The organism is Methylobacterium sp. Leaf93 (assembly GCF_001422345.1).
GTDB classification, from domain to species: domain Bacteria; phylum Pseudomonadota; class Alphaproteobacteria; order Rhizobiales; family Beijerinckiaceae; genus Methylobacterium; species Methylobacterium bullatum.
On the sequence record NZ_LMMS01000004.1, the window covers coordinates 105,718 to 127,370 of the forward strand.

Below are 21,653 nucleotides of genomic sequence, written 5' to 3' on the forward strand. Positions count from 1 at the left end.
ATGTAGAGACCTCAGCCTGACCCGCCCGTGTCGCCGAGATTACGGTTTGGACAGGTTGGGAAGAGGGAGCGCCCTCACCCCCGCCCGCCATCTCAGATCCAGCAGCAATCCCGCCGGGTGCGTGTCGAGGACAGGCGTGATCGGCAGGCCGGCGGCGTGGAGGAGGTGGGCGGCCCAGTGGTTGCAGACGTTGGCGGCGCTGAAGCGGCCCTGCCCTTCGTAGAACAGGCTCGGTCCGTAGAGGCCGCGGCCGCCCTCGATGGGGAGATTGTCGGCGAGGCGGAAGCTCGCGTCGAGGCGGGCGAGCAGACGGGCGAGGCCGGCCTTCGAGACCCGGATGGGGACGATATCCGAATGCGGGAAGTTCGTGCGGGTATCGTCTTCGAGGCCCACCACCTGGACGACGCCCTCGCGGCCGCCGGGGGTGAACAGGGCTTCGAGGGCGAGGCCCAGGTCGAACTGCGCCAGGGTCGGCGTCGCCCGGTAGAAGCGGGCCTCGCCCCAGCCGAACTCGATCCCCGGATAGGCCCGAAAGCGGGTGGCGATGCTCCGCAAAGCCGTGCCGGCGCCCTCCCCGGTGAGGGCCTCGCGCGGGATCACGAGACCCGAATGCCAGCCGTGGCTGACGAGTTCGATTTTCTCTGAGTCGTCGTCGGGGGCGGGATAGAGAGCGGGGTCGCCGGGCCTCGCCGTGACGATCGCTGCGAGGACGAGGAGGGCCAACAGGCCGGCGAGGCCCTGGCCCAGCCGGCGCAGGATCACGCGTCGGACAACCGCGCCAGGGCTTCCCGGATCTTCTCCAGACGTGCCGCTTCCGCGTCGCGGCGCTCGCGCTGCTCGTCCACCACCTCGTCGGGGGCACGGGCGAGGAAGTCGGCATTGCCGAGCTTGGCCTCGATCTTTCCGATCTCGGAGGCCGCCTTCACCGCCTCCTTGTTCAGGCGGGCGACCTCGGCCTTGAGGTCGACGATGCCCTCCAGGGGCAGCGCCGCCACCGAACCGCGCACCAGCAGCTGGACCGCGTTCTTCGGCGCGGTCTCGGCGAAGGAGATGTCCGACAGGCGGGCGAGGCGCAGGAGCGTGTCCTGCCACTGCGTTGCCCGCGCCCGCAGGGCCTCGTCGGCGCCGACGATGACCAGGGGAATCTGGGCGCCGGCCGGCACGTTGGTCTCCGAGCGGGCGGAGCGGATCTCGGAGACGAGGTCCACCACCCAGCCGATCTCGGCTTCGGCCCGAGCATCCGCCAGCCCCGACAGGTCGGGCCAGGGCGCCAGCGCCAGGAGCCCACGCTCGGCGATGCCCTCGCCCTTGATCGCCCAGAGCTCCTCGGTGAGGAACGGCATGAACGGGTGCAGCAGCTTGGCGATCTGGTCGATCAGGAACGCCACCGTGGCCTGCGTCTCGGCCTTGAGGCCGGCTTCCACGCTCTCGCCCTGAAGCACCGGCTTGGCCAGTTCGAGATACCAATCACAAAAGATGTTCCAGACGAAGCGGTAGGCGGCCGCCGCCGCATCGTTGAAGCGATAGGCGTCGAGTGCCGCCGACACCTCGGCCACGGCGCGCGCGGCCTCGCCCAGGGCCCAGCGGTTCAGGGTCTCGGTGGCGTCTTCCGGGCGGTAATCGGCGCGGAGCACGCAGCCGTTCATCTCGGCGAAGCGCGAGGCGTTCCAGAGCTTGGTCGCGAAGTTGCGGTAGCCCTCGACGCGGTTCACCGCGAGCTTGATGTCCCTGCCCTGCGCGGCCATGGCGGCCAGGGTGAAACGGAGGGCATCGGCGCCGTACTGGTCGATGAGGCCGAGGGGATCGACGACGTTGCCCTTCGACTTCGACATCTTGGCGCCCGACGCGTCGCGCACCAGGGTGTGGAGATAGACCGTGGCGAACGGCACCCGGTCGGTGACGTGGAGGCCGAGCATCATCATCCGGGCGACCCAGAAGAAGATGATGTCCTTGCCGGTGACCAGGGTGTCGGTGGGATAGTAGCGGTCGAGCTCCGGCGTCGCATCGGGCCAGCCCAGCGTCGAGAACGGCCACAGGGCGGAGGAGAACCACGTGTCGAGGACATCCTCGTCCCGGCGTAGAGCAACGGCGCGTCCGTGCTTCGCATCGGCCTGTGCCTGCGCCTCGACCTCGCTGGAGGCCACGAAGATGCCGCCCTCGTCGTCGTACCAGACCGGGATCTGGTGGCCCCACCAGAGCTGGCGCGAGATGCACCAGGGCTCGATGTTCTCCAGCCACTGGAAGAAGGTCCGCTCGTAATTCTCCGGAACGAACCTGGTCTGCCCGTCGCGCACCGCCTGGAGGGCGCGCTCGGCCAGGGGCTTCACGTTCACGTACCATTGGTCCGTAAGGTAGGGCTCGATGACGACGTTCGAACGGTCGCCATGCGGCACCGCATGGGTGTTGGGCTCGGTGAGCCGCAGCCGCTCGCGCGCTTCCATCAGGGCGACGACGCGCTTCCTCGCCTCGAACCGGTCGAGGCCGTGCAGGGCCAGGGCCTCCGGCTCCGGGTTCGAGTCCTTCAGGAAAGCCGCATTCCCGTCCAGGGTTATGCGCGCTTCCGGATCCAGGATGTTAATCGGCGTGCAGCCGGCCCGCTTGCCCACCTCGAAATCGTTGAAGTCGTGCGCGGGCGTGATCTTGACGGCACCCGTGCCCTTCTCCGGGTCCGAATAGGTGTCGGCGACGATGGGGATGAGGCGGCCGACCAGCGGCAGCCGCACGTGCTTGCCGACGAGATGGGTGTAGCGCTCGTCGTCTGGATGGACCGCCACCGCCGTGTCGCCCAGCATGGTCTCGGGCCGGGTGGTGGCCACCGTGATGACCGCGCCGGTCTCGTTTCCGGCCTCGTCGACGATCGGATAATCGAAGTGCCAGAGATGGCCCTTCACCTCGACCTGCAGCACTTCGAGATCCGAGATCGCGGTCTGGAACTTCGGGTCCCAGTTCACGAGCCGCTTGTCGCGGTAGATCAGCCCTTGGGCGTGGAGATCGACGAAGGTCTTGGTGACGGCGCGGACCATCTGGTCGTCGGGCTGGCCGGACAGGCCCATGGTGAAGCGCTCGCGCGACCAGTCGCAGGAGGCACCCAGCCGCTTCAGCTGGTTGACGATGGCCCCGCCGGATTCGGCCTTCCAGGCCCAGACCTTCTCGACGAAGGCCTCGCGGCCGAGCTCGCGCCGGCCCGGCTCCTTCGCCTCGGCGAGGCGGCGCTCCACCACCATCTGGGTCGCGATGCCGGCATGGTCCGTGCCCGGCTGCCACAGCACGTCGCGCCCGCGCATGCGCTCGAACCGGCAGAGGATGTCCTGCAGGGTGTTGTTGAGGGCGTGGCCCATATGCAGGCTGCCGGTGACGTTCGGCGGCGGGATCACCATGGTGAAGGGCCGGGCGTCCGCGCGCTCCGGCCTGCCGGCCTTGAATGCGTCACCCGCCTCCCAGGCGGACGCGATGCGCGCCTCGACGGCGGCGGGATCGAAGGTCTTGTCCATCATGGGCTTGCGTCGGGCCAGTTCGTGCGAGGCGACCGTCAGGCCGCGTGTTGGCCCGCTTTCACCCCGTCACGCCCCCCGCGTCAACATCGCAGGGCGGTCAGCGGCCCCGCGCCACGCGCTCGATCTCGGCGCGGACGAGGCGTTCGACCATGCGCGGCAGGTTGTCGTCGAGCCAGGATTGCAGCATCGGCCGGAGCATGTCCTGCACCATGTCCTCGATGGTCCGGGCATTCTGGCTCACCCTCGTACCGGCGAGAAGCTGGAACGCATGGCCGACGCTGGCATCGGTGATGTCGGACACGAGGCGCTGCTTCAGGCTCTCGCGCGGGGCCTCCACCGGCTCGGGGCGGGGGGCGGCGCGGGGCGGCTCGGGCTGACGCACCACCGGTGGCGGCGGCAGGGGCTCTGGTTCGGGCTCGTCGTCGTCGAAGGAGATCGAATCGAAATCGATCTGGCCGCTCTCGGCGAAGTCGATCTCCGGTTCCTCGATGGGAGCGGGCTGGGGCTTCCGCGGCTGTGCGACCTCGGCGAGGTCGAGCACGTCGTCGTTCTCCGGTAGTGGCGGAGGGGAGCGTACCGGCGCGACAACCTCCGCCTTGGCGTTCTGGTCGTCGGCGATGATCCGGCGAATGGACGCCAGGATCTCCTCCATTGAGGGTTCCGGGGCCTTGTCCGGCGCCTTGGGGCTCGCTGCACTCATCCGGACGACGCTCGGTCACATGGTTAAAGAAGTATTTCGGTCACCCTGAGTATTTCACCACGGACGCCCGAAACAAGCACCGGCCGGGCGCAAGGCACAGGATAACACCGGTGCCTCGCGGGTTCCTTGCGACCGTCAGCGCCCGTCGGGCGTGCGCACGCCGTACCAGAGATCCTTGACCTGGTCGAAATGCTCCTTCGGGCTGTAGGCCACCACCGGGATCGACGTGAAGCGCACGGTCAGGCGGCCCACGGTCTGGACCACGCCATAGGAGTTCACCACACGGTCGCGCTGGGCGAGAATGAGGTTCACCCGCGAGTTCAGGAGTTCCTGCTGGGCGTTCAGGACGTCGAGGGTGGTACGCTGGCCGACGCGGGCTTCCTCGCGCACGCCGTTCAACGCCACTTCGTTGGCCTGAACCTGGGCCTGCGAGGCGATGACCTGCGCCTTGGCCGCTTCCAGCCGGCCCCAGGCGGTGACGATGGCCGAACGGACCTGGTCGCGGATGTCCTCGACGTTGATGCGGGCCTGGCCGACCAGCTCCTTGGCCTGACGGATCTGCGAATAGGTCTGGCCGCCCTCGTAGAGCGGAACCGAGATGCGGCCGACGATGGAGGCGGTCACGCCGTTATCGCCCGGGAACTGTGTGTCGTAGCGCTGCTGGACGCTACCCTGGAGGGCGGCGCTCGGAGCGAGCTGACCCTCGAAGATCTTCACCTGCGCCTCGGCCACGTCCACCGCGTGCATCGAGGACAGGATCTGCGGGTGTTCCTTCAGGCCGATGGAGATGGCGCTGTCGAGGTTCGGCGGCACGAACCGGTCGAGGGGCCGTCCCGGCGCGAGCTGGCGCGGCTCGACGCCGATGATGCGCCGATAGGTGCCGATGCTGGCGCGCAGATTGGCCTCCGCGCCGCTGACGTCGGAGCGCGCGCCGGCGAGGCGGGCCTCGGCCTGGGCCACGTCGGTCCGGGTGACCTCGCCGACATTGAAGCGGTCGCGGGTCTGGCGCAGCTGCTCTTCGAGCACCTCGACGTTGTTACGGCGAAGCTCCAGGGTCGCCGTGTCGCTCAGGACCGACATGTAGATCTGGGCGGCGTTGAACAGGGTCGTCATCTCGGTGGAGCGCAGCGATTCGCGCGTTCCGAGCACGTCCGATTCGGCGCGGCGGGTCTGGTTGTCGGTCTGAAAGCCGTTGAACAGGGTCTGGTTGATCGTCAGCCCCGCCCCGCCGGGCTTGGTCGCCTGATTGAGGGTCGCGCCGCTAATGCGGCCCTGAAACTGGCTGAGCCCGATATCGGCGTCGAGGCTCACGGTGGGACGGTAGCCGGCCTTGGCCTGCGCGACGTTCTCGTCGGTGGCGCGCAGTCCCGCACGCGATGCGTTCAGCGCCGGGTTGGCGCCATAGGCACGGGCCAGCGCGCTATCCAGCGTCTCGGCCACGGCCGGAGAGGCGGCGGCGAGCGTCAGCGCGGCGAAGCCACCCAGCCGTAGCCGGAAGCTTTTCGCAAGTTTGCGTTGTCTCACGTCCATCTGCCCTTGCGGTTTCTCGATGAACCGGTCGGCTGTTCATCACAGCCATAGCGCCTAGGGTGCCATCCGGATTGCCCGCCTCACAGGTCAGCTTAGCGGAGGTTGTGCTTCAGGGCATCGGCGGAGAGGGATTAGGCAGGAGATTGATGGCGCAGTGCCGCATAAAAGCGACACCTGATCCTCGCCGCCAAGCTGGTTCGCATGGGCGGGCCAACGCTTCCCCTCGCACAGGGCTTTGAAGAGTCGCGGGTTTCGGGACGCGAAACAGGCGACCGTTTTTGCCGAGCCCGCTCAGAAGGAGAAGCTGGATTCCGGACTGAAGGCCGACAGGGCGGGCAGCGACGCATCGAAGAGCGGACGCGCGCCGAACGCGTCCCCGGTCCGGATGAACAGGGTGGCCTTCGCGGCCTTGTCGCGGCCCAGCACACAGGCGAGGCGTCCGCCATCCTTCAGCTGGTCGAGGAGGGATTGGGGCCGCGTCTCGACGCGGCCATTGACGAGGATGGCGTCGAACGGTCCCGCCTTCGCCGCGCCCGCCGGCAGGGGGCCGCGAACGATCTCGATTCCGTCCGTTGCCGATAGGCGGCTCTCCGCCTCGGCGGCGATGGCGTCGTCGGATTCGAGGGCGACCACCCGAGCCCCTAGCTGCCGCATGATGGCGGCGGCGTAGCCGTAGCCGGTGGCGACGTCGAGGGCGACCTTCCCCGGCGTGAGCTGGAGCGCCTGAATCATGCGGGCGAGAAGCATCGGCGCCGGGATAACGCGATCCGTCGCCGGGTCCTGCCCGGTGATGCGCAGGGATTGGTCGATATAGGCGAAGTCCTCGCGGCCCTGCGGCACGAAGCGCTCGCGCGGCACGGCTTCGAACGCGTCGAGGACCGGGATGTCGTTGACGTCGAAGGTCCGCAACTGACAATCCACCATGAGGCGTCGCGCCTGCGCGTAATCGAGCATGGGTCTCGTCTTCCCTCGCCGCATCGACCGTAGGCGCCCCTCCGCCTCATCCGGACATTCGGAAGGAGCCGGACGCCAGCGCCGAAGCTTGCCGGGTTGTCGGGGATCGGCCCTGAAAACGCAAGGTTCGCGGTGCGGTTCGTGTCGCGCGAAGAGCGCCGCGCTTCCGGTCCGATGGGACGCGCGGAGGTTTCAGCAGCCGGTGGCGTCGAGCAGCGCCTCGACCATGGAGCGGTAGCCCGATCCGAACAGGCGCAGATGCACCAGCGCCGGCCACAAGCGGTAAATCGCCCTGCGCTCCGCCATGCCCGGTTCGGCCTCGCCATACGCCTCGCGGAAGGCGGGGCCGGGCATGCCGAACAGGGACAGCATGGCGAGGTCCACCTCGGCATGGCCGTGGTAGCAGGCGGGGTCGATGAGCCCGGAAACGCGGCCGCCATCGGTGAGGACGTTGCCGCTCCACAGGTCGCCATGCAGCAGGGCCGGACGCGGACGGGCCGGGAGACGCTCGGGGAGCGCCCTCGCCAGGGCCTCGATCCTTCGCCTGAGCGTGGGGTCGAGATGAGGAGCGTGGCAGAGGAGGCGCCGCTCGGCCCAGAAGTCGGGCCAATCCTCGCTTCCGTGATTGTCGATCCGCACCGTCCCGAAGGCGTAATCACGGTTCCAGCCGTAACGTTCGCCGGTCACGGCATGGAGGCGCGCCATCACGCGGCCGAGATCCGCATCCGCGTTGCCGCCGCCGGCCGGCAGGGGCTCGATCACGAGGGTGCGCAGGTCGGCCGCGAACACCTCCGGCGCGGGGATGCCGGCGGCGCGGATCGCGCGGAGCATCCCGGCCTCCGCCGGCGGATCGGGTCCGTCCTTGACGATGGCCGCACTGCCGTCGTCGAGCAGGATCCGCACGAGGCCGGAGAGGTTGCCGCCGCTCATGGGGTCGGCCCGCACCAGCCGGCGCCCGAGCAATGCCGCTCCGCGCTCTGCCAGTGGCATCATGGCTCGGCCAGAGGCGTCATGTCGTGAGCGCGCGCACGAGGTGGCGGGCGGCCAGGGTCACGTCGGCCCAGGTGGCGTCGAACCCCGCATCGGCGCCGTAATAGGGGTCGGCGACTGCCTCGCCCCTGCGCCCCGGCACATGGTCGAGGAGAAGCGACAGCGCGGCGCCCTCTTTGGGACGAAGCCGGCGCAGCACGGCGAGATTGTCGCCATCAAGGGCGACGATATGGCTGAAGCGGGCAAAATCCGCCGGCTCGACCTGACGCGCACGGTAGCCGGAGATGTCGACGCCGTTGCGCCGGGCGACGGCCTGGGCGCGCGGGTCGGGCGGTTCGCCCGCATGCCAGCCGCCGGTGCCGGCCGAATCGACCTCGGCGTCGAGGCCCGCCCGCTCGGCCTCCAGGCGGAACGCGGCCTCCGCCAGGGGCGAGCGACAGATGTTGCCCAGGCACACGAACAGGATGGCTGGCTTGGCTGCGGACATAACGGCTCCTCGAATGTCGAAGTCAGCGGTCGCGCGACGGCCCGGTCGCCCGATTCCCGTCGGAGCCTTCTGCCTCCTCCATCGCGACCCGCCTCGCCTCCTGGCGGCGGCCGAGCCAGAGGCTGTTCAGGAGCCAGGCCACCGAGAGGGGAACCGCCGCGATGGCCACGGCCGTCGAACCGAGGCCCAGCGCTCCGATTCCCTGGAAGGACCAAGCGCCGATCTGGTCGCCGGTACGGTAGACCACGGTGTCGATGAAGTTCTTCGCCTTGTAGCGATCCTCACGCGGGACGACCGTGAACAGCACCTCGCGGATCGGCCGGGCGATGGCGAAGTTGCCGGCCCGCCGGTAGACCTGGAACGCGACGATGGCCGTGATCGTGGGCGAGAGGGCGAGCGCCGCGAATCCGAGGATGCTCGCCGCCGGCAGGAGCGCGAGGGCGGGGCCGACCCCGATGCGCCGCACGATCCGGCCGGTGAAGAAGAACTGCACGCCGAGGGTGAGCAGGTTCACCAGCAGATCGACCCTGGCGAAGAAGGCCGTCTGCGAGCCGCGATCGGGGAAGCTGCGCTTGGCGATGCCCGCCTGCTCGAAATACAGGAAGGTCGAGGTCACCGAGAACAGCAGCAGGAACAGCCCGATATTGAGGAGGTAGGGCGATTGGAAGGTGCGGGTGATACCCGCGAACGCGCTGCCTCCGATGGCCTCCGCCGGGGCGGCGTCGCCCGAGACGGGAGCCCGGTTCAGGCGGTCGGACAGGCGCGCAAGGCCGCGCATGCTGAACACCGCCGCCTCGAGGAGCAGGGCCGCGCCGATGAGGAGCACCCAGGTCGGCACGTCTCGGGCGAGGATCGCCGTCGTCGCCGATCCGGCGATCGCCCCGAGGGTCGCGCCGGCCGCGATGAAGCCGAACAGGCGCTTGCCCTGCTCGGTGGAGAACACATCGACGATGGTGGCCCAGAACACCGAGACTACGAACAGATTGAAGATTGAGAGCCAGATGAAGAAGGCCCGGCCGATCCAGACGTCGCCCTCCGGTCCGGCGAGGTAGAGCGCCCCGGCGAACAGCACGATGTTGGCAGCGAAGAACCGATAGGTCAGCGGCACGAATCGGGCGCGCGGCAGGGTCTTCACCAGCCAGGCGAAGGGGACGTTGACGGCCAGCATGCCGACCAGGGTGCCGGTGAACAGCCAGGGCAGGTTCTCGATCCCGCTGGCGACACCCATCTGGTCGCGGATCGGCCGGAGGACGTAGTAGGCCGCCAGGATCGAGAAGATGTAGGCCCAGGACCAAGCAAGGGCCGGAACCTCCTCCGCCCGTACGTCGATGAGCCGCCGCAGCCAGGGCGGGACGTAGCCGCCGCGTCCGGCGGTCAGCGGCTTCGCCGGCCCTGGCCCGTCGCTCAACGGGTGACCCCGAGTCGTGCCCGCGATTCCTCCGCATTCAGGTCGAGGCCGAAGCCGGGGGAGCCCATGGCGAAGCTGTCCGCCTTGGCGAGCGGCCCGACCTCCACCGGATCGAAGCCCGCATCCTTGACGAGTTGGGAAGCGATCGCGAGCGCCGCGGGATCGTCGCCGGCGATGGGGATCGCCATGCGTCCGCCTTGGCGATGGGCGTTCTTGGCGAAGACCTTGTAATTGGCCGCGTTGAAGGCCCGGACGACCTTCGCCCCGTTCAGATATTTGGCCGAGACCGCCGCGATGCCGTTGGCCTGGACCTCACCATAGACCTCTCCGTCACGGGCCTGGGTCGCGTTGCCGGCATCGATCACCACCTTGCCCTTGAGCGCGGCTCCATGGTCCTGCGCCAGCTGCGGATAGGCCTTGTAGGGCACCGCGACGAGGATGACGTCGCCGAACGCGATGGCTTCGGCCGGGCTGCCCGCCCTCGCCTTCGGCCCGAGCGCCTCGACGAGGCCCTTCAACTCCTCGGGGTGACGCGAGGACAGCATCACCTCGTGGCCGGCCTTCGCCCAGAGGCTACCGATCGTGCCGCCGATATTGCCGGCCCCGACGATGCCGATGCGGACCGGCTGCGGTGCAGCCTGGGCCGAGGCGGGACGGGGTGATGCCAGAAGGCTCGAAGCAGCGAGAAAGCCGCCTGCGAGAGCGACGACGGCACGGCGGTTGAGGACATCAGAGCGCGTCGACATAGGCCTCCATTCGGGTTCGCTGGGCGGCATCGGGCAACCGGCCGCGGGCCGCGCCGAGATTGTCCTCGACATAGGCCGCCTTGGCCATGCCGGGGATCGGGCAGGTGACGGCCTCGTGGGCGAGGACGTATTTCAGGAAGAATTGCGGCCAGGTCGCGCAGCCGAACTCCGCCGTCCAGGGCGGCAGGTCGCGCCCCTGAACGGCCTTGAACAGGCGATCGCGCCCGAAGGGTACGTTCACCATCACCGCCATGCCGCGCTCTTTCGCCAGCGGCAGGATGCGCTCGGCGGCGCGGCGGTCGTCGAGGGCGTAATTGACCTGGATGAAATCCATCGTCTCGCGCCGCATCACCGCCTCGAGATCCGCGAACTGGCTGTCGCGCCAGACCGTGACGCCGATGTAGCGGATTGTCTTGTCGGCCTTCAGATCCCGCAAGGTGGCGAGGTTCGTCGCCGTGTCACTGAGGTTGTGGACCGCGACGAGGTCGATCCTGTCGGTGGCCATGCGGCGGAAGGAGCGCGAGATCTCGGCCGCGCCGGCCTCGCGACCGGGTGTTCCGACCTTGCTGCAGAGGAACACCTTCTCGCGCAGACCGTCCTGGGACAGGATCTGGCCGAGGACGTCCTCGGCGGTGCCGTAGCTCGGCGCCGTGTCGATGACCGACCCGCCGAGCGCCACGAACCGCTGCACCGCCTCGCGCAGGGGCGCGATCTTCTCAGGAACCGGCTCGACCTCGTAGCGGCGCGAGGTGCCGATCCCCATGGCGGGGAGCATCTCGCCGGAAGAAGGGATGGCGCGGCGGATCAGACCGCCCTCCTCCGCACGGGCCGGGGACGCGGCACGCGGCAGCAGCGGCGCTATTAGGGGAGCGAGGCCGGCACCGGCCAGGAACACACGTCGGGACGGATGCATGCGGGCTCGGTCCTCATCGGGGATCGGGTAGGACCAACGCCGCTGCGCCGCCAAGGTGCCAACGGATCAGGAAACGGCCGTCAGCTTGTCGGCCATGGACTGTTCTTTGTCCCGCCGCGACGAGAAGGCCATGGTGAAGAAGACGCGCTGGACGCCGAGCTGGCTCAGCTTCTCCTCGCAGAGTTCGATGAGCCGGCAGATGTCGGCGAGCTCGCCCTCGATGTTCGTGCCGTTGGCATGCATCTCGGCGTTGAGGTGGCTGGCCTCAAGGATGGTCTTGATCTCCTTCACGTAGGAGGAGACCGAGGGGCCGACGCCCATGGGCACGATGCACAGATCCGCGACGACTTTCATGGACGTTCTCCTCGGGAATGCAGGTGAAACGGAACGGCCGATCCCCGTGATCTCGTAGGCCGCTCATAGGTCTGCGTCGCCAGCACCTAGGGGACGATGGGAACGGCCCGGCGCCCGGTCCGTTGATGAACATATCTCACAACAGGACATTTCGAATGCGCAAGCTCACACTTCTATCGGCCGCGGCCGTCAGCCTCGGTGCCCTCCTGGCGGCAGCCCCTGCGGAAGCCCGTGGCTGGGGCCATGGCGGCGGATACGGCCACGGTGGCTTCGGCGGCCACGGTGGATACGGTCATCGCGGCGGCTATGGCCGTTACAGCGGTGGTTACGGTCGCTATGGCGGCGGCTACGGCCGGGGTTACGGATATGGCCGTCGCGGCATCGGTCCGGGCGCCGTCATCGGTCTCGGCGTCGCCGGTCTGGCTGCCGGAGCCATCGCGGCCGGCGCCTACAATGGTGGCTATGACGGTTACGGTTATGGCCGCCCCGTCGGCTATTACGGCGGTTACGCCCCCGCGCCGGCCTATGGTTACGGCTACGGTGGTTATTACGGCTACTGAGCCGGGACTGGATTTGGCCGAGACTGGATCCGGCAAGGAAGGGGTCGCCGCGAGGCGGCCCTTTTTTGCGTCGACTCGGCGCTGACGTCCCTGCCCGATCATCCAGGCCGGACGGAACGGCGCCAAGTCGGTAGCCCCGGACGTCCCATGCGATCCCGGCCGATCAGGGCGGCGCGAAGATCGTGATGTTGCCGTTGATCTGATAGGCGGCCGTCGGCGGCGTATTGACGAAGCGCAGGCGGATGGGGCTCTCGCCCAGGATGGCGCCGAAGGACGGGGTCACCGTGATGGGAAAGCACCGGGACACGGCGTCCCTCGCGGCCTCCTCATATCGTTTCCTGGCTTCCTGATCGCCTTCGAGGCGGCGTGCCGTGACGAGGGGCGGGCCGCGCAGCTCACCGGTCTTCCGGATGCCGAACAGAAACGCCATCAGCGATCCCCTGGTATCCGGTGGAACCGACCAGCAGGAGGCGAGCGTCGCGCGAAGATCCGCCCAGTTGTTCACGGCGGCGGGCGGCGACGGGGATTGAGCGAAAACAGGAGCCGTCATCGTCATGGACGATCCGCCGAGTATCGCCATGCCGAGGCGGCACGCGATGACAACCGGCGGATCGGTTCATGGCTCATGGGGCGCACTCTAAACGCCGACGCGGCCCGCAGCAAAGCGGCCCGCGTCTCCCGGCACGCGACTGCGGAGTTCGCCCTCTCGCTCGTCGGCCGGCTTCACCGCTTCTTCGAAAAATGGAAGATGGCAAAGCCCGCTAGGGCCGCGAGGCCCAGCGCGAGGGGCCGATTGTCGTGGAAGGCGCCGAGCGCGCGCGAGCCGGCATCGCGAAGGTCATCGACGACGGGGTTGCCCAGAAGGATGTTCTGAGCGCGATCCAGATTCTCCTTCTTCGTGCTGATGGAGACTTCGAACGCGTCATCGTGGCGTTCGATATCGATGCTGTTGCGGGCGAATCCGGCGCGAGCCAGCCGTTCCCTGGCCGAGCGGGCAGCCCGGAGAGAAGGGACGACGACCGAGGCTAAGGCGCTGTCAGACATTCATGTCCTCCGATTTGGATGGACGAACATCTTTGAAGGCGCAACAGTTCCTTGCCGGAGACGGGCATTCGGCCCGCCATATCGTCCGGCCATCCCCGTCCAGGGGATGCTCAGCCCGTTGCCGTCAGCCGCAGAAGATTGCGATGCCGTCCGTCAACGCCACACGGGCGGCCGGACCGGGCCTCGGGCCGCTCGGCAGGCTGCGTCAGGCCATCGTCCAAGTGAGGAGCATGATCCCGCTCAGGAAGATTCCATAAGTGATCGCGATGGCCGCGATTTCACGGTGTTCGTTGACGATGTTGCGGGAAGCGAGGATCATGGCGATGACCGGCAGGGGTTGAATGCCGGCTCTATAGTCGAAGGATCTCTAACGTGGGGTCGTCATGAATGGTTAATATGATTTTAACCATTTGGTGTCGCCCCGGAAGCACACTCGACCGACGCGAGAGCGATGGGGAGCCGTCGCATCGAGCCGGAGCGACCGACGGACGCGGCGCGTCGGCCGGGTCACGACGGGTTGGACGGCCTCACGGGAGCCAGCCGGAGTAGTGTCTCCTTGTCGACGGAAAGCGCTTCGGCGATCTCCTCGAGGGCCTGGTGCTCGACGTCGCTGATTCCCTCATGGTCGGCGGCATCGGCGGCGATCAGAAACACCCCGTTCCGCTGTTCGAGGGATCGGTCCGCGATGGCGGCCACGCGGCTCAGATTGTCCGCCCGTCCGACGCGGGTCCGAGCCCGCGCGATGCCGTCGAACAGCTCCGCCTCCAGCATCAGCGTGTCGTAGCCCTTCTCGATGATCGGATTGGCGCGCATGGCCGCGAGGGCGACCTCGACCTCACCTTCGTCCACTTCGCTGTCGGCCACGATCACGTTCGAGGCCGCCGACACGGCCGCCTGCATGAGCGTCTTGTCACCGACATAGGCGGTGACGTGTTCGAGAAGGTTCTGAAAGATGCCCATCACGGACTCCATGGAGCGGTCCGGCCGAGGGGCCGTGAAGCAGCAACGCGCGAGCCTGCCCATCGGCGTCGTATGCAAACTTCCTTCGTCGAACGCACGCGCTTTCTTCGGTCCGGCGGGTAAGCGGCGCATTCACGGCATGGCGGGATCACCCCGCCGCGCGGCCCCGTCGACAGGGCGATGACGGCTGGAACTGTCCGGGTCGCCCCCTCGTTTCAATTAGAACGTCCGTGACGAAGATCAGAAACGGGGGCGTTATGTGTCGATGCCACCTCGTTCTTCGAAAGCCGGATCACGTATTCGAATCATACATCTAAGTTATCGATCAAATCGGCGACAGCAAAAATTTGACGAAATGCCTTCACCCGATGGCGATGTATGCCGGAGCACATGAGGGATGACCTGGGACCGGCACACGAATAGGGCGTACGCTGCGGTCATTGCCGTAGGCGGCCTCGTCGTGCTGATGATCCAGGAAGCCCCGAACTGGAATGCGACCCTGATCGGCATCGCGTCCCTCGTCGCCTTCGGCATCCTGTGGATTCTTCCCGAGCGCGGGGCAGTCGATAGGCGCCCGTCGACGGACAGGGGCGACGACGCATTGTGGAAGGTCGCGATACCCCGCGAAGCAAGACCGGCGCCGCACGAGTTGCTTCTGGGGCCGCCGGGTCCCCTCGGTCTCATCGAGCCGAGGCGTCAGCCCACGATCCTGGCCCATCGACGCCTTCCAAAGCCGCGCTCGTAAGAAAACGAGCGCCCTGGTCGGTCACGCGGCCTCGGCGAAGCTTCGCTCGGCGGCCACGAGGGCGCGGCCCAGCTTGATCGCCCCATGGTAGCGGCGGTCCGCGATCGCATCGTGGATCGCGAGAAGGTGGGGGGCGAGCGCCGGGCTCATCCGCATGATCTCTGTCGCCTGGCGGGCGAAGAGATCCTCGGCCTCGGCCGGGTCGTCGGCGAGGTAGAGCATCTGCAGGGTGACGCAGAGCATCTTCGCGGGCGTGTCGGCCTCGCTCTCCTTGATGACCTCGGATTCGCGCAGGAACTTGCAGTGGGTCTCGATGAGGAAGTCGGAGCGCCGCGATCCGTTGCGGATGAGCGCGCCGTTGATGAGGAGGCCCTCGTAGGGCTTGAGGTCGAGGCGCAGGGCCATGGTGGTGCATCCCTTCTGGAAACGGGCCTGGTCGATCGTCGGATAGCGCGGGGGCCGGCCCTGACGGCCGGTCCCCGCGTGTCGGTGCGCCCTTAGCGGAGGAGCTGGAGGATGCCCTGCTGCGCCTGGTTGGCGAGCGAAAGCGCCGAGGTGGCGATGGAGTTGCGGGTCGACAGGGCCTGGGAGTTGGCCGCTTCCTCGTTGAGGTCCGCGTTCACGAGGTTGGCGGCGCCGGTGTCGAGGATGTTGATCAGGTTCTTCGAGAAGTCCTGACGGTTCTGCACCACCGAGAGGTTGGCACCGAAGGTCGAGGACTGGGTCCGCAGCTGGGTGGTGGCGGAGTTCAGCTTCTCGATGGCCGCGGTGATGTCGGTGTCCGACTGGAACCCGCCGTCGACGGCGTCGAGGCCGAGGCCGGCGGCGTCGAACTTCACGCCCTTGATGTCCAGCGCCGAGGTGTTCTTCTCGTTGAAGGAGATGTGCAGGGTGTTGTCGGCGGCGCTGTTGCCATTGCGGAACAGCAGGTTGACGCCGTTATAGCCGGAATCCTGAGCCTGCTGGGTGATCTGCTGCAGGATCTGGTTGTACTGCGTGGCGAGAGCCGAGCGCACCGAGCTGGTGCCCTTGCTGCCGCCCACATCCGTACCCGACTGCGTCTGCGAGGTCGCGCCGGATCCGGAGATGCCGAAGCCGATATCGACGCCCGTCGAACCGCCGGTCGTGACCTGGGCTGCCTGGATGGTCAGCTTCTGGTCGGAGCCGGAGGACTTCGTGGCGATGACGAGCTTGTTGTTGACGTAGCTCGCCTCGACCTTACCCGCGAGACCGGTATCGGCGTTGATCTGGTCGTTAATGGCCTTGGCGATGGCGGTCTGGTTGGTGGCGGCCGAGGAGTTGAGGTTCGCGCTGTTCAAGGTGATCAGCTTGAGCGGGCCGCTGCCGAGCTTCAGGGTGAAGGACGCGTCCTTCGTGCCGCTGAAATCCTTGGTCGCGGTCTGCTCGGTGCCGACGATGGAGGCCTTGGACGAGCCGTCCGTCGCCTCGGTGCCGGAGGCGGTGACGCCGGCGGCGGCGGTGCCTCCGCCCGCGGCGGGGGTGCTGCTGGCGGTGGTGGTGGTGCCGAGGCCGAGGCCGGCGGTGTCGCTGGTCGCGGTCAGGGTCGGGGCGGCGGCGCCGGTCCCGACGGCGTTCGATTTCACCTGGAGCTTGTCGCCCTGGAACGACACGGTGGCCTTGACGCCGGCGGTGTCGAGCTGGACCTGGATGGCTTCGGCGACCTTGTCCTGCGTCGCCGCGTTGCCGATGGCGTTGCCGGCCTTGTCGAGGCTGGTGGACGAGATCGAGACGTTCTTGCTGGTGGTGCCGTCGCTGATGGCGAAGGCGCTCGACTTGCCGCCCGACAGGTCGATCGATCCGGCCGGCACGCCGGTTGCGGTCTGGGCCGGATTGGCCACGCCCGCCGCGCCGATGCTCAGGCCGGCCGTGTCGGTGCCAGGCGTCAGGGTGACGGTGCCGCTGGTTCCGACGCCCTTCGACGTGAATTCCAGCTTGTTGTTGTTGTAGGCGGCAGTGACGTTGACACCGGCCGAGTCGAGCTGACGCTGGATCGCCTCGACGACCTTGGCCTGCGCGACGTTGGTGGTGCCGAGCGGTGTGCCGCTCTTGTCGAGGCTCGTCGAGCTGATCGAGATATTGGCGGTCGTGGTTCCGTCACCGACCGTGAAGGTGTCGGCGGTCGTGGTGAGGGTCAGGTTGGCGGTCGCAGCCGTGCCACCAGCGACGACCTTCGCTGCGGTGCTGGCGGACGGCGTGGTCGCCGCGTTGGTGGCCGTCAGCGTGTTGGCGGTGCCGAAGCCGAGGCCGATCGTGTCGGAGGCGGCGGTGATGACCGGAGCGGCGGTCGCCGAGTTGGGGCCGACGATCGTCAGCTTGTCGGCAGAGTCGATATAGGCCGAGTAGCCGCCTGTCAGCTGCTTGTTGATCGCCTCGACAACTGCCTTCTGGTTCGGATTGGTGCCGATGGCCTGGCCGGAATTGTCGGTCTTGGTGGAGTCGAGCGTCACGGTCGCGCCGCCGACCGTGAAGGTCGCGCTCTTGCCGTTGAGGTCGATGTTGTCGCCGAGGGTAGTGGCGAGTTCCGTCTTGGCGGGCGTGCCAAAGATGCCAAGTTGATCGGTCAGACCGGCGCCGGAGGTGACGACGGCCGGAGCTGCCGTGTTGTTCACATCGTTAGTAAAGGTTAGCACGCCGCCCGGCGCAGTTGCCGTAACGGCGACACCGGCTCCATCGAGCTGGCGGTTGATTGCTTGGGTTAGCTCAACCGAGGTGATGCTCGAGCCGATGGCCGCGCCAGCGGTGTCGAGACTGGTCGCATCGATCTTCACAGTCGCGCCGCCGACTGTGAAAGTAGAGTTCTGGCCACTTCCAAGAGTCAGCGGGAAGGTGATCGTGTTGGCTGCGAAGGTCGATGTTCCGGGTGTCCCTGCGGTACCAGCAACGGTCGAAGGTGCGGTGAACGCACCTGTCGTCGGCGTGGTCGAACTCGTGGCGGCGGCACTCGCGACCGGCGTGCTCGCGGTGAAGGTGCTGAAGCCGATGCCGGCGGCGCCGTTGCCGCCGGTGGTGTCGATGCCGCCGATCACGGAGATCTGTGCGTCGGGGCCGACATCGGCCGACTTGAACACGAGGCTGTTGGTGTTGGACAGTTCGACCGTCGCGGTCGAGCCGCTATCCTTGAGCTGCTTGTTGATCGCCTTGGCGACATCGGCCCGCGAGGCCGAGGTGCCCAGTGTGCCGCCGAGATCGTCGGTGGCCGAGTTCTTGTCGAGCTTGACCTGGACCGAGGTGTTGCCGTCGCTCACCACCAGGGAGGCGCTGCCGGTGGAGAAATCCGTGGCGACGGCCAGGGCGGCATTGGCGGTGACGGTGGCGGAGGTCGGCGTGGTGGTGGATTTGCCGTAGCCGATATCGATGGTGGAATTGGCCGAGCCCGCCACGTTCAGGCTGGCGGCCGCGCCCGTGGTCGTGGTCGAGAAGGTGATGCGGCCGTCGGGGCTGGTGCCGGCCGAGACCTTGCCGGCCAGCGCGCTGTTGTTGGCGATCTGGCCGTTGATGGCGGTGAGGAGCTGGTCCGACGTGACCTTGGAGAGGTCGGTGCCGGACGAGGCCAGGGTGGTCGAATCGATGCGGATGGTCGACTTGGTGCCGCCCAGGGTGATCTCGAGGGAGGCGTCCTTGGTCGGGCCGGAGAAGTCGAAGGTGGTCTCGCCGGTGGCGCCGGTGGTGCCGAGGGAGGCCAGGGTCGAGGTGGCCGTCACCTTGGCGGCCTGCGCCGTCGCGCCGCCGGTGATGCCGCTGCTACCGCCGGTCTTGTCGGCCAGCGCCTGACTGGCCGTGGACTTGGCGGTCTCGAGGAGCTTGGTGATCGAGGTGATGCCCTGGCTCGCCGCCTGGATCGCCTGGACGCCGTTGGAGATGCCGTCGAGCAGCGAGCTGATGTCGCTGGAGCGCGCCGACAGGCTCTGCGCCGTGAAGAAGTTCGTCGGGTTGTCCAGCGCCGAGTTCACCTTCTTGCCGGTGGAGAGCCGGCTCTGGGTGGTCGAGAGCAGGCTCGCCGTATCCTGGAGCGAGAGCAGGTTCTGGCGCGTTGCGGCCGTGAGGGTGACGCTGGACATCGGGCGGATCCTGTTGATCGAGACATCGCCCTGTTGGCGACGCCCCAGACAGGGGGTGATCCGCTTATCGACATCTTAATCCGCATCTTGAGTTTGCTTGTATTGAGGGGCATTTTGTCTCATATAGGTGATGTTTTGTCTCAAAGTGCTTTTAAGTTACTTGTTGTCTCAAACATAGTCGTTTTCGTCTCAAAGTCGAGCCTGCAGGCGGGTCGTGCCGCTTGCCTTGGCCGCCGGTCCAATTCAGATGAGCGTGGCGGCAGGCTGGATTTTCATCGGCCGATGAGACTGACTACCGTAGAAAAACGGCATTGAAATCCAAGTCTTTGTCGATTAAGGATTTATTAAATGGCTGTTGTGTTATAATTAAACTGCGCAGTACCACTTAAGTAGTTGAGTGTTTTGGCGTTCCTAGAGGACCTCATCGTCATGCTCGATTGTGTGTGTCGTGTCGATCGATGCTGATCTCAATAAGGTTTTCGTGTCGGGAGAGACGTTCCGGAAGATTTCGGGATCGGTACTTCTCGGTGTCGTCCATGGGCCTGCGTTGCATTGAAGGCCACTGATCCGTGTCTGACATTCTCTGCGACCGTTTCATCGCTCCCACCGATCCAGCTCTGCTGGCTCAGTCCTGGTGCAGTCATCTCGCGCCGATCTTCGAGGCCGAGCTCGCGTCGGATGCCGACCTGGCCTCCCCGATCGCCCTGACCACGTATCATTTCGGGGAAGCCCTGATCGGCTCCGTGACTGCGCCGGCCCAGCGTCTGAAGCGCTCGGCCCGGACCATCGCCCGGCAGGGCGTCGACCACATCCTGATCCAGTTCTACACCGCCGGCAAAAGCCGGATGGGCGGCGCCCGACGCTCGGTGGAGATCAACGCTTCGCAGCTCGTGGTCTTCGACCTCACCCAGCCGATCGTCAGCGAGGCCGGGCCGGTCTCGGCCACCACCGTGATGCTGCCGCGCAAGCTCCTCGGCGACCAGATCGCCACCATCGAGAATTTGCACGGGCAACCCCTCGATTACTGCTCGGCTCCCGTGCGGCGCCTCTCCTACACCTACCTGTCCGGCCTCGTGGCCAGCGCCACCTCCGCCGAGGCGCACCAGCTGCGCTACCTGTCGAGCGCGGCCGCCGATCTCTGTGCCGCCTGTTTCCAACCCGACGTGAATCAGGCGCCCGCCCTCGACCGGCTCAACAAGATCGCCATTTGCCAGTTCATCGAGGAGGAGCTGGCCTCGGAATCCCTTGGGATCGACACGCTGATCACCCGGTTCGGTCTCTCGCGGGCCACGCTCTACCGGCTCTTCGAGCATGAAGGCGGGGTCGCCAGCCACATCCGCGAGCGGCGCCTGCTGCGGGCGATGAAGCTCCTTGGCGCGACGGGCGGGCGCCCGCGCATCTCGTCGGTCGCCTACGCCACGGGCTTCTCCGACGAGAAGACCTTCAGTCGCGCCTTTCGCAGGCGTTTCGGCTTCCTTCCGAGCGAGGCGCTGGAGGAGCGGCTGGTCGCGCATTGTGGCCAGGACAACGCCCCGGTGCTGCTCGGGTGGATGCGGAGCCTGAGCGCCTGAGTGCCGTGCTGGGTCGACCGATACGCCGCCGGTCCGTTCGGCCGGAGCCCGGATCGGCGGCCTGGACCGGCATTGGCGCAAGGCCCGCACGGTCTCGTCGCACAACCCTCGGCTCTTCAAGGACCGCATCGTCGGAGATTACGCCGTCAATGGTACCGAACCGCCATTCCGGTAGAAGATCGGTCGGGTGCTGTCAAAATGATGTCCCTTTCGAGGACAAGTAGATCCTGAGATAGCGATGGCGTTGGTCGCGGCTCACCGTTTCCATTTGCTTCTGGTGTAGCTAGACTTGACACGGTGCAATTTGAGGTGACTCAGCCAAACAATACCCCGTAGCCCTCCTCGAACACCCGTCCGAGTTGGCGGCGGTAATCGTCATAGGCCGGCATGCCGGACGTCACGCGTCCGTAGCTGGGTTCAGGACCTGCCGAAGCTTCGGGGATGAGGGCGAGCGGAGCCGCGGCGGGCGTCAGTTGAGTGCCGCGTCCCGCATGCAGCGTCGTGAGCAGCCCGAACATCTCGCCATGGATGGTTGGCCGGCAGAGCACGGCAAGGCGACACTGCCCCTGCCAATTGGTCACGAGATAGATCATGCCCGACTGGTTCGGCACTGCGACGCTGCCGGTCTGGGCGAAAGGCGCATCGCTTCGCTCGGCCTCGCGGAAGGCAAGGCGTGCGCTCGCCGCGTCCCATGCGATCTCGGTGCGATAGGCGAAGACCGCATCCGCCATGCCGAAGGATGGCCGCAGCGTCAGATAGCACCCTTCGAGCCAGGCGGCGGATTCCCGGGAATAGGAGCCGAGTTCGGAAGGAGCATGCCGCGTCTCCGGTGCTGCGCGGACGGGCTCGGTGCCGTTGCGCAGACGCTGGCCGAGCGCTTCCTCCAGGCGAATGGTGGTGGCGAGCGTGAAGGGCCGGCGGCCGGCCAGGGCCTTCTCCAGGGTGGAAATGCTGATCCGCGCCAGATCGGCGAGCGTTTGACGAGACATCCGGCGACGGGCGAGCGCCTCGCGCACGGCCTGGGCAATGGCGCGGCTCTGGCCCTCGGGCAGCTCGGTCTCGGGTTCTTGCACGGTCTCTCGGCTCGTCGCTTGTCTCCGCAGAGATCCGCACGAAAC

General features: G+C 67.2%; 20 protein-coding genes. 3 read left to right on the forward strand and 17 right to left on the reverse strand.

The annotated features are described in order from the left end of the window. Positions 1 to 39: 39 nt before the first annotated feature. The 11 genes from ASF26_RS05815 to ASF26_RS05865 all read right to left on the reverse strand — a co-directional run bounded on the left by ASF26_RS05815 (position 40) and on the right by ASF26_RS05865 (position 11,576). Complete coding sequence (locus ASF26_RS05815; RefSeq protein ID WP_056250722.1) at positions 40 to 762, reverse strand: DUF2459 domain-containing protein; 723 nt, start codon at positions 760 to 762, stop codon at positions 40 to 42. Next, positions 759 to 3,494 (reverse strand): valine--tRNA ligase, encoded by a 2,736-nt coding sequence (locus ASF26_RS05820; RefSeq protein ID WP_056250723.1) that lies wholly within the window; start codon positions 3,492 to 3,494, stop codon positions 759 to 761. Before ASF26_RS05820 ends, ASF26_RS05815 begins: the two co-directional genes overlap by 4 nt. A gap of 97 nt (positions 3,495 to 3,591) precedes the next feature. Continuing rightward, positions 3,592 to 4,194, reverse strand: coding sequence for a DUF2497 domain-containing protein (locus tag ASF26_RS05825; RefSeq protein ID WP_200925886.1), 603 nt, complete (start codon positions 4,192 to 4,194; stop codon positions 3,592 to 3,594). Between the two features lie 135 nt (positions 4,195 to 4,329). Beyond that, entirely contained in the window at positions 4,330 to 5,724 is a 1,395-nt protein-coding gene (locus tag ASF26_RS05830; RefSeq protein ID WP_056250725.1) for a TolC family outer membrane protein, read from the reverse strand. Positions 5,725 to 6,015: 291 nt separating this feature from the next. Beyond that, positions 6,016 to 6,678: a protein-L-isoaspartate O-methyltransferase gene (locus ASF26_RS05835; protein ID WP_056250726.1), complete on the reverse strand. Its 663-nt coding sequence runs from the start codon at positions 6,676 to 6,678 to the stop codon at positions 6,016 to 6,018. A 192-nt stretch (positions 6,679 to 6,870) separates the two neighbouring features. Next, positions 6,871 to 7,671 carry a fructosamine kinase family protein gene (locus ASF26_RS05840; protein ID WP_056250734.1) on the reverse strand — a complete coding sequence of 267 codons (801 nt, stop codon included), beginning with the start codon at positions 7,669 to 7,671 and terminating at the stop codon, positions 6,871 to 6,873. Between the two features lie 16 nt (positions 7,672 to 7,687). Continuing rightward, positions 7,688 to 8,155 carry a low molecular weight protein-tyrosine-phosphatase gene (locus tag ASF26_RS05845; RefSeq protein WP_056250736.1) on the reverse strand — a complete coding sequence of 156 codons (468 nt, stop codon included), beginning with the start codon at positions 8,153 to 8,155 and terminating at the stop codon, positions 7,688 to 7,690. 22 nt (positions 8,156 to 8,177) lie between these two features. After that, positions 8,178 to 9,533, reverse strand: a complete 1,356-nt coding sequence (locus ASF26_RS05850) for an MFS transporter (protein WP_200925888.1) — start codon at positions 9,531 to 9,533, stop codon at positions 8,178 to 8,180. Between the two features lie 26 nt (positions 9,534 to 9,559). Next, entirely contained in the window at positions 9,560 to 10,309 is a 750-nt protein-coding gene (locus ASF26_RS05855; protein WP_056250739.1) for an NADPH-dependent F420 reductase, read from the reverse strand. After that, on the reverse strand, positions 10,293 to 11,222 hold the full coding sequence (locus ASF26_RS05860) for an aldo/keto reductase (protein ID WP_056250741.1): 930 nt from the start codon (positions 11,220 to 11,222) through the stop codon (positions 10,293 to 10,295). Before ASF26_RS05860 ends, ASF26_RS05855 begins: the two co-directional genes overlap by 17 nt. 66 nt (positions 11,223 to 11,288) lie before the next feature. Then, on the reverse strand, positions 11,289 to 11,576 hold the full coding sequence (locus ASF26_RS05865) for an MTH1187 family thiamine-binding protein (RefSeq protein ID WP_018043812.1): 288 nt from the start codon (positions 11,574 to 11,576) through the stop codon (positions 11,289 to 11,291). A 155-nt stretch (positions 11,577 to 11,731) separates the two neighbouring features. Here ASF26_RS05865 and ASF26_RS05870 point away from each other — a divergent pair, with 155 nt between their 5' ends. Continuing rightward, on the forward strand, positions 11,732 to 12,136 hold the full coding sequence (locus tag ASF26_RS05870) for a hypothetical protein (RefSeq protein ID WP_056250743.1): 405 nt from the start codon (positions 11,732 to 11,734) through the stop codon (positions 12,134 to 12,136). Positions 12,137 to 12,299: 163 nt separating this feature from the next. Here the strand turns inward: ASF26_RS05870 and ASF26_RS23375 are convergent, their stop codons facing one another. From ASF26_RS23375 to ASF26_RS05885, 3 genes are all read right to left on the reverse strand, one after another. Next, complete coding sequence (locus ASF26_RS23375) at positions 12,300 to 12,566, reverse strand: hypothetical protein (RefSeq protein WP_082477531.1); 267 nt, start codon at positions 12,564 to 12,566, stop codon at positions 12,300 to 12,302. A 293-nt stretch (positions 12,567 to 12,859) separates the two neighbouring features. Then, positions 12,860 to 13,180 carry a hypothetical protein gene (locus ASF26_RS05880; protein ID WP_056250745.1) on the reverse strand — a complete coding sequence of 107 codons (321 nt, stop codon included), beginning with the start codon at positions 13,178 to 13,180 and terminating at the stop codon, positions 12,860 to 12,862. Positions 13,181 to 13,687: 507 nt separating this feature from the next. Then, positions 13,688 to 14,140: a tellurite resistance TerB family protein gene (locus ASF26_RS05885; protein WP_026175937.1), complete on the reverse strand. Its 453-nt coding sequence runs from the start codon at positions 14,138 to 14,140 to the stop codon at positions 13,688 to 13,690. Between the two features lie 397 nt (positions 14,141 to 14,537). Between ASF26_RS05885 and ASF26_RS05890 the strand changes: the two genes are divergently transcribed. After that, complete coding sequence (locus tag ASF26_RS05890) at positions 14,538 to 14,885, forward strand: hypothetical protein (protein ID WP_056250746.1); 348 nt, start codon at positions 14,538 to 14,540, stop codon at positions 14,883 to 14,885. Between the two features lie 21 nt (positions 14,886 to 14,906). Here ASF26_RS05890 and ASF26_RS05895 read toward each other — a convergent pair whose 3' ends face one another. Together ASF26_RS05895 and ASF26_RS05900 are read right to left on the reverse strand one after the other, a co-directional pair. Next, the gene (locus ASF26_RS05895; RefSeq protein WP_056250748.1) at positions 14,907 to 15,290 is read right to left on the reverse strand and encodes a flagellar biosynthesis repressor FlbT; all 384 of its coding nucleotides are present in this window, start codon (positions 15,288 to 15,290) and stop codon (positions 14,907 to 14,909) included. A 92-nt stretch (positions 15,291 to 15,382) separates the two neighbouring features. Continuing rightward, positions 15,383 to 18,964, reverse strand: a complete 3,582-nt coding sequence (locus tag ASF26_RS05900) for a flagellin (protein ID WP_056250752.1) — start codon at positions 18,962 to 18,964, stop codon at positions 15,383 to 15,385. Positions 18,965 to 19,533: 569 nt separating this feature from the next. On the opposite strand from ASF26_RS05900, the gene ASF26_RS05905 reads away from it, so the two are divergent. After that, positions 19,534 to 20,535, forward strand: coding sequence for a helix-turn-helix domain-containing protein (locus tag ASF26_RS05905; protein WP_056250755.1), 1,002 nt, complete (start codon positions 19,534 to 19,536; stop codon positions 20,533 to 20,535). A gap of 314 nt (positions 20,536 to 20,849) precedes the next feature. On the opposite strand, the gene ASF26_RS05910 is transcribed toward ASF26_RS05905, so the two are convergent. Continuing rightward, positions 20,850 to 21,608, reverse strand: coding sequence for a helix-turn-helix transcriptional regulator (locus ASF26_RS05910; protein WP_056250758.1), 759 nt, complete (start codon positions 21,606 to 21,608; stop codon positions 20,850 to 20,852). Between the last annotated feature and the right edge of the window lie 45 nt (positions 21,609 to 21,653).

What these genes read in the sequence shown, in the direction of transcription:
- ASF26_RS05820 (WP_056250723.1), bottom strand. Translation starts at nt 3,494, where the DNA reads ATGATGGACAAGACCTTCGATCCCGCCGCCGTCGAGGCGCGCATCGCG.
- ASF26_RS05825 (WP_200925886.1), bottom strand. Translation starts at nt 4,194, where the DNA reads ATGAGTGCAGCGAGCCCCAAGGCGCCGGACAAGGCCCCGGAACCCTCA.
- ASF26_RS05830 (WP_056250725.1), bottom strand. Translation starts at nt 5,724, where the DNA reads ATGGACGTGAGACAACGCAAACTTGCGAAAAGCTTCCGGCTACGGCTG.
- ASF26_RS05835 (WP_056250726.1), bottom strand. Translation starts at nt 6,678, where the DNA reads ATGCTCGATTACGCGCAGGCGCGACGCCTCATGGTGGATTGTCAGTTG.
- ASF26_RS05840 (WP_056250734.1), bottom strand. Translation starts at nt 7,671, where the DNA reads ATGATGCCACTGGCAGAGCGCGGAGCGGCATTGCTCGGGCGCCGGCTG.
- ASF26_RS05845 (WP_056250736.1), bottom strand. Translation starts at nt 8,155, where the DNA reads ATGTCCGCAGCCAAGCCAGCCATCCTGTTCGTGTGCCTGGGCAACATC.
- ASF26_RS05855 (WP_056250739.1), bottom strand. Translation starts at nt 10,309, where the DNA reads ATGTCGACGCGCTCTGATGTCCTCAACCGCCGTGCCGTCGTCGCTCTC.
- ASF26_RS05860 (WP_056250741.1), bottom strand. Translation starts at nt 11,222, where the DNA reads ATGCATCCGTCCCGACGTGTGTTCCTGGCCGGTGCCGGCCTCGCTCCC.
- ASF26_RS05865 (WP_018043812.1), bottom strand. Translation starts at nt 11,576, where the DNA reads ATGAAAGTCGTCGCGGATCTGTGCATCGTGCCCATGGGCGTCGGCCCC.
- ASF26_RS05870 (WP_056250743.1), top strand. Translation starts at nt 11,732, where the DNA reads ATGCGCAAGCTCACACTTCTATCGGCCGCGGCCGTCAGCCTCGGTGCC.
- ASF26_RS23375 (WP_082477531.1), bottom strand. Translation starts at nt 12,566, where the DNA reads ATGGCGTTTCTGTTCGGCATCCGGAAGACCGGTGAGCTGCGCGGCCCG.
- ASF26_RS05880 (WP_056250745.1), bottom strand. Translation starts at nt 13,180, where the DNA reads ATGTCTGACAGCGCCTTAGCCTCGGTCGTCGTCCCTTCTCTCCGGGCT.
- ASF26_RS05885 (WP_026175937.1), bottom strand. Translation starts at nt 14,140, where the DNA reads ATGGGCATCTTTCAGAACCTTCTCGAACACGTCACCGCCTATGTCGGT.
- ASF26_RS05890 (WP_056250746.1), top strand. Translation starts at nt 14,538, where the DNA reads ATGACCTGGGACCGGCACACGAATAGGGCGTACGCTGCGGTCATTGCC.
- ASF26_RS05895 (WP_056250748.1), bottom strand. Translation starts at nt 15,290, where the DNA reads ATGGCCCTGCGCCTCGACCTCAAGCCCTACGAGGGCCTCCTCATCAAC.
- ASF26_RS05900 (WP_056250752.1), bottom strand. Translation starts at nt 18,964, where the DNA reads ATGTCCAGCGTCACCCTCACGGCCGCAACGCGCCAGAACCTGCTCTCG.